Annotated in this window: 15 protein-coding genes; 12 read left to right on the top strand and 3 right to left on the bottom strand. The window is 62.4% G+C overall.

What is annotated here, in order from left to right; translation table 11 throughout:
* Positions 1–173: 173 nt before the first annotated feature.
* On the bottom strand, positions 174–1,289 hold the full coding sequence (gene ald, locus AC0L2M_RS24335) for an alanine dehydrogenase (protein ID WP_091591151.1): 1,116 nt from the start codon (positions 1,287–1,289) through the stop codon (positions 174–176).
* A 159-nt stretch (positions 1,290–1,448) separates the two neighbouring features.
* Between ald and AC0L2M_RS24340 the strand changes: the two genes are divergently transcribed.
* The gene (locus AC0L2M_RS24340; RefSeq protein ID WP_023799250.1) at positions 1,449–1,922 is read left to right on the top strand and encodes an Lrp/AsnC family transcriptional regulator; all 474 of its coding nucleotides are present in this window, start codon (positions 1,449–1,451) and stop codon (positions 1,920–1,922) included.
* Here the strand turns inward: AC0L2M_RS24340 and AC0L2M_RS24345 are convergent.
* Positions 1,919–2,575 (bottom strand): 5-formyltetrahydrofolate cyclo-ligase, encoded by a 657-nt coding sequence (locus AC0L2M_RS24345; RefSeq protein ID WP_473536101.1) that lies wholly within the window; start codon positions 2,573–2,575, stop codon positions 1,919–1,921. The genes AC0L2M_RS24340 and AC0L2M_RS24345 overlap by 4 nt on opposite strands.
* 241 nt (positions 2,576–2,816) lie before the next feature.
* Here AC0L2M_RS24345 and AC0L2M_RS24350 point away from each other — a divergent pair, with 241 nt between their 5' ends.
* Entirely contained in the window at positions 2,817–4,082 is a 1,266-nt protein-coding gene (locus AC0L2M_RS24350; protein WP_023799248.1) for an NAD(P)/FAD-dependent oxidoreductase, read from the top strand.
* A gap of 207 nt (positions 4,083–4,289) precedes the next feature.
* Here the strand turns inward: AC0L2M_RS24350 and AC0L2M_RS24355 are convergent, their stop codons facing one another.
* Complete coding sequence (locus AC0L2M_RS24355; protein ID WP_473536102.1) at positions 4,290–5,546, bottom strand: class I SAM-dependent methyltransferase; 1,257 nt, start codon at positions 5,544–5,546, stop codon at positions 4,290–4,292.
* 243 nt (positions 5,547–5,789) lie between these two features.
* Between AC0L2M_RS24355 and AC0L2M_RS24360 the strand changes: the two genes are divergently transcribed.
* The 10 genes from AC0L2M_RS24360 to AC0L2M_RS24405 all read left to right on the top strand — a co-directional run bounded on the left by AC0L2M_RS24360 (position 5,790) and on the right by AC0L2M_RS24405 (position 13,905).
* Positions 5,790–5,924 (top strand): hypothetical protein, encoded by a 135-nt coding sequence (locus AC0L2M_RS24360; protein WP_023799246.1) that lies wholly within the window; start codon positions 5,790–5,792, stop codon positions 5,922–5,924.
* Between the two features lie 108 nt (positions 5,925–6,032).
* Positions 6,033–6,323: a Dabb family protein gene (locus AC0L2M_RS24365; protein WP_023799245.1), complete on the top strand. Its 291-nt coding sequence runs from the start codon at positions 6,033–6,035 to the stop codon at positions 6,321–6,323.
* 208 nt (positions 6,324–6,531) lie between these two features.
* A complete protein-coding gene (locus AC0L2M_RS24370; protein WP_473536103.1) occupies positions 6,532–7,443 on the top strand; it encodes a VOC family protein in 912 nt (303 codons plus the stop codon).
* On the top strand, positions 7,440–8,270 hold the full coding sequence (gene kdsA, locus AC0L2M_RS24375; protein ID WP_023799243.1) for a 3-deoxy-8-phosphooctulonate synthase: 831 nt from the start codon (positions 7,440–7,442) through the stop codon (positions 8,268–8,270). Before AC0L2M_RS24370 ends, kdsA begins: the two co-directional genes overlap by 4 nt.
* Positions 8,271–8,371: 101 nt before the next feature.
* Positions 8,372–8,575 carry a dodecin family protein gene (locus tag AC0L2M_RS24380; RefSeq protein ID WP_023799242.1) on the top strand — a complete coding sequence of 68 codons (204 nt, stop codon included), beginning with the start codon at positions 8,372–8,374 and terminating at the stop codon, positions 8,573–8,575.
* A 97-nt stretch (positions 8,576–8,672) separates the two neighbouring features.
* Entirely contained in the window at positions 8,673–9,038 is a 366-nt protein-coding gene (locus tag AC0L2M_RS24385; protein ID WP_023799241.1) for a PRC-barrel domain-containing protein, read from the top strand.
* A 403-nt stretch (positions 9,039–9,441) separates the two neighbouring features.
* Entirely contained in the window at positions 9,442–10,716 is a 1,275-nt protein-coding gene (eno, locus tag AC0L2M_RS24390; RefSeq protein ID WP_023799239.1) for a phosphopyruvate hydratase, read from the top strand.
* Between the two features lie 200 nt (positions 10,717–10,916).
* Positions 10,917–11,240, top strand: a complete 324-nt coding sequence (locus tag AC0L2M_RS24395; protein ID WP_128187469.1) for an FtsB family cell division protein — start codon at positions 10,917–10,919, stop codon at positions 11,238–11,240.
* Positions 11,241–11,412: 172 nt separating this feature from the next.
* Positions 11,413–12,459 carry a pyruvate dehydrogenase (acetyl-transferring) E1 component subunit alpha gene (gene pdhA / locus AC0L2M_RS24400; protein ID WP_027153999.1) on the top strand — a complete coding sequence of 349 codons (1,047 nt, stop codon included), beginning with the start codon at positions 11,413–11,415 and terminating at the stop codon, positions 12,457–12,459.
* Between the two features lie 15 nt (positions 12,460–12,474).
* On the top strand, positions 12,475–13,905 hold the full coding sequence (locus AC0L2M_RS24405; RefSeq protein WP_473536104.1) for a pyruvate dehydrogenase complex E1 component subunit beta: 1,431 nt from the start codon (positions 12,475–12,477) through the stop codon (positions 13,903–13,905).
* The last annotated feature ends 17 nt before the right edge of the window (positions 13,906–13,922 follow it).

Genomic DNA, 13,922 nt, shown 5'->3' on the forward strand with positions numbered 1-13,922 from the left:
CCCGTCTAGCACCTGCCCATGCCGGCGGATGTAACAAAAAAGCCACAACAATGACACATTGCAAGCATGGCGGGTAAAACCGGCCAGCCTAGCGCAATTCGTGAAATTTACTTGTGGAAAAAGCCGCCGGGGGGCGTCGGCGGCTTTGTCGGGAGAGGAAATCGGCGGCGGGCTCAGGCGGCGAGAACGGCCTTCGGCTCGACCAACTCATAGCCGAGTGATTCGGCCACCGCGCGGTTGGTGATCTTGCCCTTGTGGACATTGAGGCCGTTGCGCAAATGATGATCGTCGACCAGCGCCTTCAGGCCTTTGTCGGCAAGCTGCAGGCCGTAATGCAGCGTCGCGTTGTTCAACGCCTGGGCCGAGGTGACCGGCACCGCGCCCGGCATGTTGGCGACGCAATAGTGAACGACGCCGTCGACCTCATAGGTCGGGTCGGCATGAGTTGTGGCGTGCGAGGTCTCGAAGCAGCCGCCCTGGTCGATGGCGACATCGACCAGCACCGAGCCTTTCTTCATTCCCGACAGCATTTCGCGCGAAACGAGTTTTGGCGCGGCGGCACCCGGGATCAGCACGGCGCCGACGACGATGTCGGCCGAAAAACATTCCTCTTCCAGCGCCTCGACCGTCGAGTAGCGGGTGTGGACGCGGCCGCCGAAGATATCGTCGAGCTGGCGCAGCCGCGGGATCGAGCGGTCGATGATGGTGACGTCGGCGCCAAGGCCGGCCGCCATCCGCGCGGCATGCAGGCCGACGACGCCGCCGCCGAGCACAGTGACCTTGCCGGGCAGCACGCCTGGCACGCCGCCGAGCAGAACGCCGCGGCCGCCATTGGCCTTCTGCAGCGCGGTAGCGCCCGCCTGGATCGACAGGCGGCCCGCGACTTCCGACATCGGCGCCAGCAGCGGCAGGCCGCCGCGGTCGTCGGTGACCGTCTCGTAGGCGATGGCCGTCACGCCCGAGGCCAGCAGGCCCTTGGTCTGCTCCGGATCCGGAGCGAGATGGAGATAGGTGTAGAGGATCTGGCCGTCACGGAGCTGGACCCATTCGTTGGGCTGCGGCTCCTTGACCTTGACGATCATGTCGGACTTGGCAAACACGTCGGCGGCCGTCTTGGCGATGGTGGCGCCGGCGGCGCGATAGGCGTTGTCGTCGGCGCCGATGCCGGCGCCGGCGCCGGTCTCGACCAGCACTTCGTGGCCATGCGCGACATATTCGCGGACCGATCCCGGCGTCAGGCCGACACGGTATTCGTGGTTCTTGATTTCCCGGGGGCAGCCGACGCGCATCTTCTTCTCCTCCTGATCCAGCCTTTTGGGGCATGTTCGCTGTTGAGGGACAGTGAACCACGAATCGTCGCGCAGGTGTTTGCGAATGCGCTTGCGCAAGATGGCACGGTTCGATAATCGTTGCGCAAAACAGCCGGATTGTCGCAGGAATCCCGAAAAATGCCGCTCGACAGGATTGATATCGCCATCCTCGAAACGTTGCAACGGGATGGGCGCATACCCAACGCGGCGCTTGCCGAGAAGGTCGGCCTGTCGCAGTCGGCCTGCTCGCGGCGGCTCGACAATCTGGAGAAATCCGGAACCATCCGCGGCTACCACGCCCGGCTTTCCAATGCCGCTCTTGGCCACCAGATGACGGCGATTGTGCATATATCGCTGTCGGGGCAATTCGAGAAGACACTGTCGGATTTCGAGGCGGCGATAAAGCGCTGCCCGAATGTGTTGTCCTGCCACCTGATGTCGGGCGAATACGATTATATCCTGCGCATCGCGGCAAAGGACCTCGTCGACTATGAGCGCATCCACAAGGAATGGCTGTCGGCGATGCCGCATGTGACGAAGATCAATTCGTCGTTCGCCTTGCGCGAGATCGTCGACCGGACGGCGGTCGGGATGAAGCCGGAACTTGCCTAGGCTTTGAAGGCCTCCGTTACCACCCGGTCCATCGGGATATCATGCGGCTGCGGGTAGATGGTGGCGATGCGCTGCAGTTCGTAGCCGACACCGATGACCAGCGGCTTGAACGGCATCGCCGCCAGCGTACGGTCGAAGAAGCCGCCGCCATAGCCCAGCCGATACTGTCTCGGATCGATGCCGACGACAGGCGAGATGACGATGTCGGGCAGCACCGGATCGCCTCCAGCCGGGATCGGGATGTTCCAGACACCCTTCTCAAGCCGGTCGCCCGGAACGTAGGCGCGAAAGATAAGCGGGCGGGCTTTTTCGACGACAACAGGCAGCGCGGTACGGCCGCCGCGCTCATTGACGGAAGCCATCCAGGCCCGCAAATCCGGCTCGCCGCGGAACGGCCAGTAGAGGCTGACCATGCGGCCGGCAATGTCGCCGATCATCGCGTCGAGGCTTTCGCCGATGCGCTGCGACATTGCCGTCCGCACGTCAGCCGGGACAGCGAGGCGGGCCGCAATCAGCCGCTCGCGCTCGGCCTTGCGCCATCGTTTCACGTCGTTCCAATCGGATAGGGGCGGCCGGAATTCCGGGTCGAACTCGTGCATGAAGCAAGGCGGCGAGGAATATCGCCCCGGACCGTCGTCATGATCGCTAGCCAAGTTCCTCTCCTTTCGTCTGCTTTCGATGAAATTATACTCGGCGGCAGGATGGGGCATGTACAACAGCGACATGTTAGGGCCGGCAGTAGGCAAAGTCGGATGTTGTTGCGGTGCACAAAAGTAGCTACATCAGCCTTGGCGAAATTGCTCCCCAGTCTGCCCTCACGGCCAACTGCCCTCACGGCCCACCTGCTCTCCCGGCCAACCTGCTCCCGGCCAGCCTGCTCCCGGAGTGAATGAGATGAACGAAACCAGACATCATGTCGTCGTCGTCGGGGCGGGCTTTGGGGGTCTCGAATTCACCCGCGCGCTTGACGGTGCGCCGGTGCGCATCACCATGATCGACAAGCGCAACCATCATCTTTTCCAGCCGCTGCTCTATCAGGTGGCGACTACGGCGCTGGCGACCTCGGAAGTCGCCTGGCCGATCCGCCATCTTCTGCGCAAGCGCAAGGATGTGACGACACTGCTCGCCACTGTCAGCGGCGTCGACCGCGCCGGCAAAAATGTGCTGCTCGATGATGGCGACGCGATCGCCTACGACACGCTGCTGCTGGCCACCGGCGCCCGCCACGCCTATTTCGGCCATGACGAATGGGAGCCTTTCGCACCGGGGCTAAAGACGCTGGAGGACGCCACCACCATTCGACGGCGCATTCTGCTCGCCTTCGAGCAGGCCGAGCGGGAAAGTGATCCCGCCAGGCGCCAGGCGCTGCTGACACTGGCGATCGTCGGTGGCGGACCGACCGGCGTGGAACTGGCCGGCACCATTGTCGAACTGGCGCACGAGATGCTGCGCGGCGAGTTCCGCAACATCGATACGCGGCAGACGCGCGTGGTGCTGATCGAGGCCGGCGACCGTATCCTTCCCAATTTCGCGCCGGAACTCTCCGACTATGCCAGCAAGGCGCTCGAGCGGCTTGGCGTGACGGTCGAACTCGGTCGGCCCGTGACACGTTGCGACGCGGAGGGTGTCGTCTTCGGTGAAACGCATCTGCCGGCCAGGACTATCCTGTGGGCAGCAGGCGTCGCCGCTTCGCCGGCCGCCGAATGGCTGGGGGCGGCAGCGGACCGCGCGGGCAGGGTGCTGGTCGAGCCTGATCTGACCGTGCCGGGCAACCCGGAGATTTTCGTCGTCGGTGACGCTGCACACGTCCTGCGGCCGGATGGCCGCATGGTGCCCGGCGTAGCACCCGCCGCCAAGCAGCAGGGCCGGCATGTCGCCGCGACGATCAAGGCCCGGCTTGCCGGCGACGCAGCCCCGCGGCCTTTCCGCTACAGGCATGACGGCGATCTGGCGACGATCGGCAAGCGCGCCGCCGCGATCGATTTCGGCTGGATCAAGCTCACCGGCCGGCTGGCCTGGTGGCTTTGGGGCCTGGCGCACATCTATTTCCTGATCGGCTTCCGTAACCGGCTTGCGGTTTCGCTGAGCTGGCTATGGATCTACCTGACAGGGCAGCGCAGCGCGCGGCTGATCACCCAAGGCGACGACGACAGGAACTGACGTCTCCGCCCGCGCACATGCATCCGCACGTCATCTGTTCCCTTATGGACTCGACCGGATTCAGGCGCGAAGCTCTGCTTCGGTCAGGACTTGGCACGCTGTTGAAGGCTGGCACGTCGTTGAACAGCAGCCGCCTCGAACCGCATCATCGACTTGATGTTCGACGGAGAACCAATTGATCCCATGCGGAAATTAGTCGTCGCCACCCTAAGCCCTGTAAACCACCTGGCGGACATCGATGTAGCTGGCGCGGAAGCCGGCTTCGCAATAATGCAGGTAAAACTCCCAGAGCTTCTTGAAGCGGTCGTCGAAACCGAGCGGGACGATCTTTTCCCATGACCCACAAAAACGGTGGCGCCATTCGGCGAGCGTGCGGGCATAGTCGTCCGGGAAAATGCGCTCGCGCAGATGAGCAAGGCCATGGTCTTTGCCGAGCGTTTTCAGGATCGACGGCGTCGGCAGCATGCCGCCCGGGAAGACGTAACGCTGGATGAAATCCGGCCGGGCGCGATAGGTATCGTAGGCTTTCTCGTTGATGGTGATGATCTGCAGGCCGGCGGTGCCGCCAGGCCGCAGGCAATCCTTCATCTTGCCGAAAAACACGGGCCAGTACTTTTCGCCGACCGCCTCGAACATCTCGATCGAGGCGATGCGGTCGTAGGAACCGGTTTCGTCGCGGTAGTCCTGCAGCTTGATGTCGATCTTGTCGGCAAATCCAGCCTTCTGGACGCGTGCTCTGGCGAAGTCATGCTGCTCGCGGCTGATCGTCAGCCCGGTGACGCGGCAGCCGATCTCGCGCGCGGCGAATTCGGCAAAACCGCCCCAGCCGCAACCGATTTCAAGCACGTGGTCGTTCGCGCCGATGCCCGTGTCCTTGGCCAGCGCGCGATATTTGGCGGCTTGCGCGCTTTCCAGATCGTTGGCGCCAGCCGCATAGAGCGCCGACGAATAGGTCATGCTCGGATCCAGCCATTCCTTGTAAAAGGCGTTGCCGAGATCGTAATGCGCCGAAATGTTGCGCTTCGAGCCGGTGCGGGTGTTTTGGTTGAACCAGTGGCGGACACGCTGGACGGCGTTGATCAACCAACTGGCGCCGCCGGCGATGCGCTCTCCGATTTCTGAATTGACTACGAACAGTTCGAGGAAACTGGTCACATCGGGGCTGTCCCAATCGCCGTCGATGTAGGATTCGGCGATGCCGATGGTGCCGCCGGTGAAGGCGCGGCCGGGCAAGCGCCAGTTCTTGAGCACCAGTTCGGCGTCCGGACCCGGGCCCTTGCCGCCGACGAGGACGGCGCGGCCGTCCGGCATCCTCACCATGAGCGAGCCACGCTGCAGGTTCATCGCCGCCGACAGCACCATGCGCGCCTTGGCCGGCAGGCCTTTGACGGTCTCGGCGAAATTGAATTCGTCCAATCTGACCGCGTCGCCCGACGCAACGCCGGTGTCTTCCTTGTGAGCCATGTCACGCCCCCGGGATTTCTGCGGCGCCGGCGCAAAATCGCCGGTTTCCAACTCTCTCGCAGTTCATCGGCAGGGCGCGAACGCCGCTTCCCGATGAATCCCCGCAGCAATCTTTCACGTCATCAAGGGGAACTTCAAGAGCCAAGGCAAGCGAGCACGGATCATGGAAAGATTTTGGGGGAGGGCGCTGATCAACGCCGGAATCACTATGGTTGCAGCCACCCGGATGCAGTAGTTTTAGCCATGCGTTATGTCATCGTCATCTGCGCCGTCACGTTCTTCCTGATCTGGGACGGGCTCTACAATCAGGGCAGCTATCTCGACACCACGGTCAGGGAGATTAACCGCATCGTGCGCTACATCACCAGCATGATGTAGGTTTCCTCGCCTTCGCCCCAACGCGTTGGTGCCGCGACATCGTTGCCGATTGACGCGATCGTGTCGCCCACACAAAACATGCCTGCACATCGATCGAGGAGGCTGGGGTTGATCCGGCATATCGTTTTCTTCAGCGCACGGCACAAAGAGGATGTCGAGGCCGTACGCACGGGCTTGCTGGCGCTGGGCAACATCCCCCATTCCCGTCAGTTCGAGGTGACGCTCAACAGCAAGGTCGACCCGCTTTCGGACGAGATCGACGTGGTCGTCTATGCCGAGTTCGAGGATGACGCCGCTCTGGCCGCCTACAAGGCGCATCCGCTCTATGCCGAGACAACCAGCCAGGTCAAACCGCTGCGCGAATTGCGCTATTCGGCGGACATTGTGGCTGCGACTTGAAGGGAAACTGACCGAAGCAGGAGCGCACCCGTCTGCGGCCATTGGTTCGGTCGGATCAGCGCCCTGCCGCTTTCGCGCGTCGCCAAGGCAGCGTGGCCAAGAACAGCCATCGCGACGTCCGCTGCCGCCATGAAATCCCTGCGCGTCAGGCGAGGGCCCTTGAACCAACTTCCGGAATGATGCACACCGCGCCGGCATGACCGAGACGATGCCAGCACGCCCTCATTCGCCCGGCGCTTATCCGCCTGGCGCTTGTCCGCTTGACCATCTTGTGCTGCCGACCGCGAGCCTCGACGTGGCGCGGGCGCGGCTGGTTTCGCTTGGCTTTGTTGTGGCGCCGACCGGCATCCATCCTTTCGGCACGGAAAACTGCTGCGTCTTCCTTGAGGACGGCACCTATCTCGAGCTGCTGGCAGTGGGCAATGCGCAAGCGGCGGCGAAAGCGGTCGCTGACGGCAACGTCTTCGTCGCGCGCGATCGTGCCTATCGCGACAGCTGCGGCAATGAGGGATTTTCCGCCCTTGTCCTGGGCACCCAGAATGCCGATGCCGACCACGCACGCTATGTCGAAGCCGGCCTGTCGGCTGGAGACATGCTGAGCTTTTCGCGCGCCTTCACCGACTCGGCGGGAAACAGCGACACGGCATCGTTCAAACTGGCCTTCGCCTCCGGCACCGGGGCGACGGATGCATTCCTGTTTGCCTGCGAGCGGATCAATGCGCCGAAAGTGGACCGGAGCGCGCTGCAGGTCCACGCCAGTGGCGCAACCGGCATCATCGAAGTCGTGGCGGTCAGCACCGAGCCAGCCGAACAGCACCGATTGATTTCGATCGCGACGCGCAGTCCGGCGACCGGGCAGGGGAGCAGCACCGCGCTTGACCTGCCGAACGCGACCTTGACCCTGCTTGACCCCGCCGCCTTCGAAACGCGCTTCGGCATACCTGCCGGCGCGCCATCGGACCTCCGCTTCGCGGCGATCGTCTTTTCAGTTGGTTCCGCCGACACGGTCGCCAGGCTGCTTGCAGCAAGTTCCGTCGAACATGACATACGCGGCGATGATATTGTCGTGCGGCCGGCATCCGGGCAGGGTGCGGCCTTCGTTTTCCAGGAGAAAGCATGAGCAAGCCCAATTCGTCCGTAACCGTCGGCAATGTCGTCTTTGGCAACAGCGCGCCGCTGTCGCTGATTGCCGGCCCGTGCCAGCTTGAATCGCGCCAGCACGCCTTCGACATGGCTGGCGCGCTGAAGGAACTGACCGAGAAGCTCGGGCTGGGCCTCGTCTACAAGACCAGCTACGACAAGGCCAACCGCACCTCGCTTGGCGGCACGCGCGGCGCCGGGCTCGATGCGGCGCTGCCCGTCTTCGACGATTTGCGCAAGGCGTTTTCGCTGCCGATCCTGACCGATATCCACACCGAGGAACAGTGCGCGCTCGTGGCGCCGCATGTCGATATCCTGCAGATTCCGGCTTTCCTCAGCCGCCAGACCGATCTGCTGATCGCGGCGGCAAGAACCGGCAAGGTCGTCAATGTGAAGAAGGGCCAGTTCCTCGCGCCGTGGGACATGAAGAACGTCGTCGCCAAGGTCACCGGTTCCGGCAACGCCAATGTGCTGGTCACCGAGCGCGGCGCGTCCTTCGGCTACAACACGCTGGTGTCCGATATGCGCGCCCTGCCGATCATGGCCGAGATCGGCGCGCCGGTGATTTTCGACGCCACGCATTCGGTGCAGCAGCCGGGCGGGCAGGGCGGCTCGTCAGGCGGCGATCGGCGCTTCGTCGAGACGCTGGCGCGCGCCGCGGTTGCGGTCGGTGTCGCCGGCGTCTTCATCGAGACGCATCAGGATCCCGACAACGCCCCCTCCGACGGTCCCAACATGGTGCCGCTGAAGGACCTTCGGGCGCTGCTTGAAAGGCTGATGGCATTCGATCGCGTCGCCAAGGGCTGAGCAAGTTCAGCGGCCCAGCCCTAAGTCCGACCCGAAACTTGTGATCAACAGGCGCCAGTTGTACGCTGCCCAGGCAACCGAGTGCCTTGGAGGAGGAAGCCATGTCCGTCGCCCGCGTCACCGAAATCACATCATCGTCGAATAAGAGTTTTCAGGACGCCATCGAACAGGGGATTGCCCGCGCCGCAAAGACATTGAAGAACGTCGAAGGCGCCTGGATCCAGGACCAGAAGGTCGTCGTCGAGAACGGCACGATCTCCGCCTACCGCGTCAACATGAAGGTCACCTTCATCCTCGCTGAGTGATCAGCCCTGTACGTATGACCGCGTCCATAAAAGTCTGGAACCTTCGCAGCCCTCTCCTCATTGTCGAAGCTGAAGTGAACGACAAGAGGAGCACATCATGACAACCCAGACAGGACACACTGAAGCCATCGCTGCCTCGCGGGTGATCGGCACTTCCGTCTACAACACGGAAGGCACGCACATCGGCGACATCGAGGATGTCATGCTCGACAAATTGTCGAATGGAATCATGTTTGCCGTGATCGGCTTTGGCGGATTTCTCGGCATCGGCGAGAAATACCACGCCATTCCGTGGGCGAGCCTCGACTATGACGAGAACAAGGGCGGCTATGTCGTGCCGTTCACCAAGGAGCAACTGAAGGCAGCTCCCGCCTATTCGATCAACGAATTGACGGGCGCCGACGGCGAGGCCGCGCGTGATGCTTCATACAGTTACTACAGGGTCGAGCCTTATTGGCATTGATCTTGCTCTGCCGGAATCAAAAGGCCCCCGGTTGAACCGGGGGCCTTTTCTCTGGGATATCTACTCCGCTGCAAGGGTGGACAACTCTACCGCGCCCTGTTGAGGCTGCTGAGTGTCACACGACGTCAAAAACGCCGCCGCGATCAGGAACAAACTCACAATACCGCTCAACTGAGACATGGCGAAACTCCTCCTGTTTCGCCCCGCGCAGCTGTGAGCATAAACCAGAAAGCCGCATGCCGCCAAGGCCTATGACTGACATGACTTATGATGACAGCAATTTGTGCTTCGTGATTCGATGTGGCGGAAGTGGCGGCACTATTTGCGGACGCCCCGATTGCGTTTTGCGGCACTTTGGCTAAGACGTGCGCGACGCTTCGTCAGATCAATCGGGGACATCGCAATGACTGCCATCATCGACATTGTCGGGCGCGAAATCCTGGACAGCCGCGGAAACCCGACCGTCGAGGTCGACGTCGTGCTCGAAGACGGCTCGATGGGCCGCGCTGCGGTGCCTTCCGGCGCCTCGACCGGCGCGCATGAGGCGGTCGAGCTGCGCGACGGCGGCGCCCGCTACCTCGGCAAGGGCGTCCTGCGGGCGGTAGAGGCCGTCAATGGCGAGCTGTTCGAGGCGATCGGCGGGATGGAAGCCGAGAACCAGATCCACATCGACCAGACCATGATCGAGCTCGACGGCACACCCAACAAGAGCCGCCTCGGCGCCAATGCGATCCTTGGCGTGTCGCTGGCGGTGGCCAAGGCTGCGGCGGAAGCGGCTGGCCTGCCGCTCTACCGCTATGTCGGCGGCACCAAGGCGCATGTGCTTCCGGTGCCGATGATGAACATCATCAACGGTGGCGCCCATGCCGACAACCCGATCGATTTCCAGGAATTCATGATCCTGCCGATCGGTGCGCCGACACTGCGTGACGGCTTGCGCTGGGGTTCGGAAATTTTCCATACGCTGAGGAAGCGGCTGAAGGACGCCGGCCACAACACCAATGTCGGCGACGAGGGTGGCTTCGCTCCTAACTTGAAAAGCGCGCCCGCAGCGCTCGATTTCATCATGGAATCGATCGAGAAGGCCGGCTTCAAGCCGGGCGAAGAGGTTGCGCTCGGCCTCGACTGCGCCGCGACCGAATTCTTCAAGGACGGCAACTACGTCTATGAAGGCGAGAAAAAGACCCGCGATCCGAAGACCCAGGCCAAGTATCTGGCCAAGCTCGCCGCGGACTATCCGATTATCACCATCGAGGATGGGCTGGCCGAAGACGACTGGGACGGCTGGAAAACGCTGACCGACCTCATCGGCAACAAGACCCAGCTGGTCGGCGACGATCTGTTCGTCACCAATACGGCCCGGCTGCGCGACGGTATCCGCATGGGCGTCGCCAATTCTATCCTGGTCAAGGTCAACCAGATCGGCTCACTGACCGAAACGCTCGATGCCGTCGAGACCGCGCACAAAGCCGGCTACACCGCGGTCATGTCGCACCGCTCGGGCGAAACCGAAGATTCGACCATCGCCGATCTCGCCGTCGCCACCAATTGCGGGCAGATCAAGACGGGTTCGCTGTCGCGCTCGGATCGCATGGCCAAGTACAACCAGCTCATCCGCATCGAGGAAGAGCTCGGCAAGCAGGCGCTCTACGCTGGCAAGTCGATCGTGAAGGGCTGAGCCGCAGAAAATCCGAAAACCCAGAAAATCCGAAAACGAAAGGGCGGGGCATTCTCGCCTTTTTTGTTTCAACACCGCCAGATCCGGTCGTCCGTAACCGTCCATTAAGCACAATCGGGCGAGAAAGGGCTCGGTCGCAGAGAGGTTAGAGCGCCTTTGCGCGTCCAGGCGGGCGCGCGGCGCTCTAAGGGATTTGGATCATGTGGACACGTCAGCACAAGCAGAGAAATACCGGTCGACTGATCATCCCCTCGCTCTGCGTGGCGTTCCTCGCCTATTTCGGCTTTCACGCCTACCACGGCGAATTCGGCATCTATTCCAAATACCGGTTGGAAGCCGAAGCCGTCGACCTGCAAGGTAAGCTCGATGCCGTCAAGGCGCGCCGGCTCGATCTGCAGCGGCGTGTTCAGCTCATGCATCAGGGCACGCTGGAGAAGGACATGCTCGACGAGCAGGCGCGCAAGGCGCTCAATGTATCCCACGCCGACGAAATCACCATCATGTTGCCGGCTACGGCAAGATAACCGAATTCAAGTTAATCGCCGATATTTTCAACGATTTTAATCGCTTAGACGCATGTCAGCCATGCATTTTTCGGCATGGCGAAACGCTTTCTTGCGTGTTAGCCTTTGCCAAATCGGTGGGGAGAACTGATCTCCCTCAGTGTCCGCAAGAGACGCCAACAGGGAGTGATGCATGGCCACCGCCGCCAGAAAAGCGCCTGCCAAAACCAAACCCAAATCCGACGGCAAATCGGCGGGGCTTTCAGCCCCCAAACCTCTCGACTTCACCAAGGATGAGGAGCTTGACGCCTACCGGCGCATGCTGCTGATCCGCCGGTTCGAGGAAAAGGCCGGCCAACTCTACGGCATGGGCTTCATCGGCGGCTTCTGCCACCTCTATATCGGCCAGGAAGCAGTTGTCACCGGCATGAAGATGGCGCTGATCGACGGCGACCAGATGATCACCGCCTACCGCGACCATGGTCACATGCTGGCGATGGAACTGTCGCCGCGCGGCGTCATGGCCGAATTGACCGGGCGCCGCGGCGGCCTGTCCAGGGGCAAGGGCGGCTCCATGCACATGTTCTCCAAGGAGAAGCATTTTTACGGCGGCCACGGCATTGTCGGCGCGCAGGTTTCGCTCGGCACCGGCCTCGCCTTCGCCAATCGCTATCGTGGCAACAACAATGTGACACTGACCTATTTCGGCGACGGCGCCGCCAATCAGGGCCAGGTCTATGAAAGCTTCAACATGGCCTCGCTGTGGAAGCTGCCGGTGATTTTCATCATCGAGAACAACCGCTATGCCATGGGCACCTCGGTAACGCGTTCGTCGGCCGAGACGGATTTTTCGCACCGCGGCGCCTCCTTCAAGATCCCCGGCATCCAGGTCGATGGCATGGACGTCCGCGCGGTCAAGGCAGCCGGCGATCTCGCCACCGAATGGTGCCGTGACGGCAAGGGGCCGCTAATTCTCGAAATGCAGACCTACCGCTACCGCGGCCACTCGATGTCCGATCCGGCAAAATACCGTTCCAAGGAAGAAGTGCAGAAGATGCGCTCCGAGCGCGACCCGATCGAGCAGGTCAAGGCGCGCCTGCTCGACAAGAAGTGGGCTGATGAGGACGAGCTCAAGGCCGTCGACAAGGAGGTCCGCGACATTGTCGCCGACGCCGCCGAATTTGCCCAGAACGACGCAGAGCCGGATCCGTCCGAGCTCTGGACCGATATCGTACTGTAACGAGAGGGCAAGGCCATGCCGATCGAAATTCTCATGCCCGCTCTCTCGCCGACGATGGAAGAGGGCAATGTTTCCAAATGGTTGAAGAAAGAGGGCGACAAGGTTGTCGCTGGTGATGTCATCGCCGAGATCGAGACCGACAAGGCGACGATGGAGGTCGAAGCGGTCGACGAAGGCACGCTCGGCAAGATCCTGGTTGCCGAGGGCACCGAGGGCGTAAAGGTCAACACGCCGATCGCGGTGCTGCTGCAGGACGGCGAGAGCGCCGCCGATATCGGCAAGGAGGCCAAGGCTGCACCGGCCTCCACCCAGGATGCGATTTCAGACGGCGGGCAGCGCACCGACGCAGCCGAGGAAGGCTCGAAGGCCGCGCCGCAGGATGCCGGCGAGGCGCCGAAGGCGTCCGTACCCGCTGCCCCTGCGATGAAGGCAGCCGCCGATCCCGACATCCCGGCCGGCACGGAAATGGTCTCGACCACGGTGCGCGAAGCGCTGCGTGACGCGATGGCCGAGGAAATGCGCCGTGACGGAGACGTCTTCGTGATGGGCGAGGAGGTCGCCGAGTACCAGGGCGCTTACAAGATCACGCAAGGGCTGCTGCAGGAATTCGGGCCGCGTCGCGTCGTCGACACACCGATCACCGAGCACGGTTTTGCCGGCGTCGGCGTTGGCGCGGCGATGGCCGGCCTGAGGCCGATCGTCGAGTTCATGACCTTCAACTTCGCCATGCAGGCGATCGACCATATCATCAACTCCGCCGCCAAGACGCTCTACATGTCCGGCGGCCAGATGGGCGCGCCCATCGTCTTCCGCGGGCCAAACGGTGCGGCCGCCCGCGTCGCCGCCCAGCATTCGCAGTGCTATGCCGCCTGGTACAGCCACATTCCCGGCCTGAAAGTGGTGATGCCCTACACCGCCGCCGACGCCAAGGGATTGCTGAAGGCCGCGATCCGCGACCCGAACCCGGTCATCTTCCTCGAGAACGAAATCCTCTACGGCCAGTCCTTCGATGTGCCGAAGATCGACGATTTCGTGCTGCCGATCGGCAAGGCGCGCATCCACAAGTCGGGCACGGATGTCACCATCGTCTCCTTCGGCATCGGCATGAGCTACACGGTGAAGGCCGAGGCCGAATTGCGCGGCATGGGCATCGATGCCGAGATCATCGACCTCAGGACCATCCGCCCTCTCGATTTCGACACCATCATCGCCTCGGTCAAGAAGACCAATCGTCTCGTGGTGGTGGAGGAAGGATTTCCGCAGAACTCGGTCGGCGACCACATCGCCAGCCAGGTGTCGCAGCGCGCCTTCGATTTCCTCGACGCGCCGGTCATCACCATTGCCGGCAAGGACGTGCCGATGCCCTATGCGGCAAACCTCGAAAAGCTGGCGCTACCCAATGTCGGCGAGGTCGTCGAGGCGGTCAAAGCCGTCACATATCGCTGATGAATGGGGAGGATCCG

This window comes from Mesorhizobium sp. WSM4806 (genome assembly GCF_055811635.1).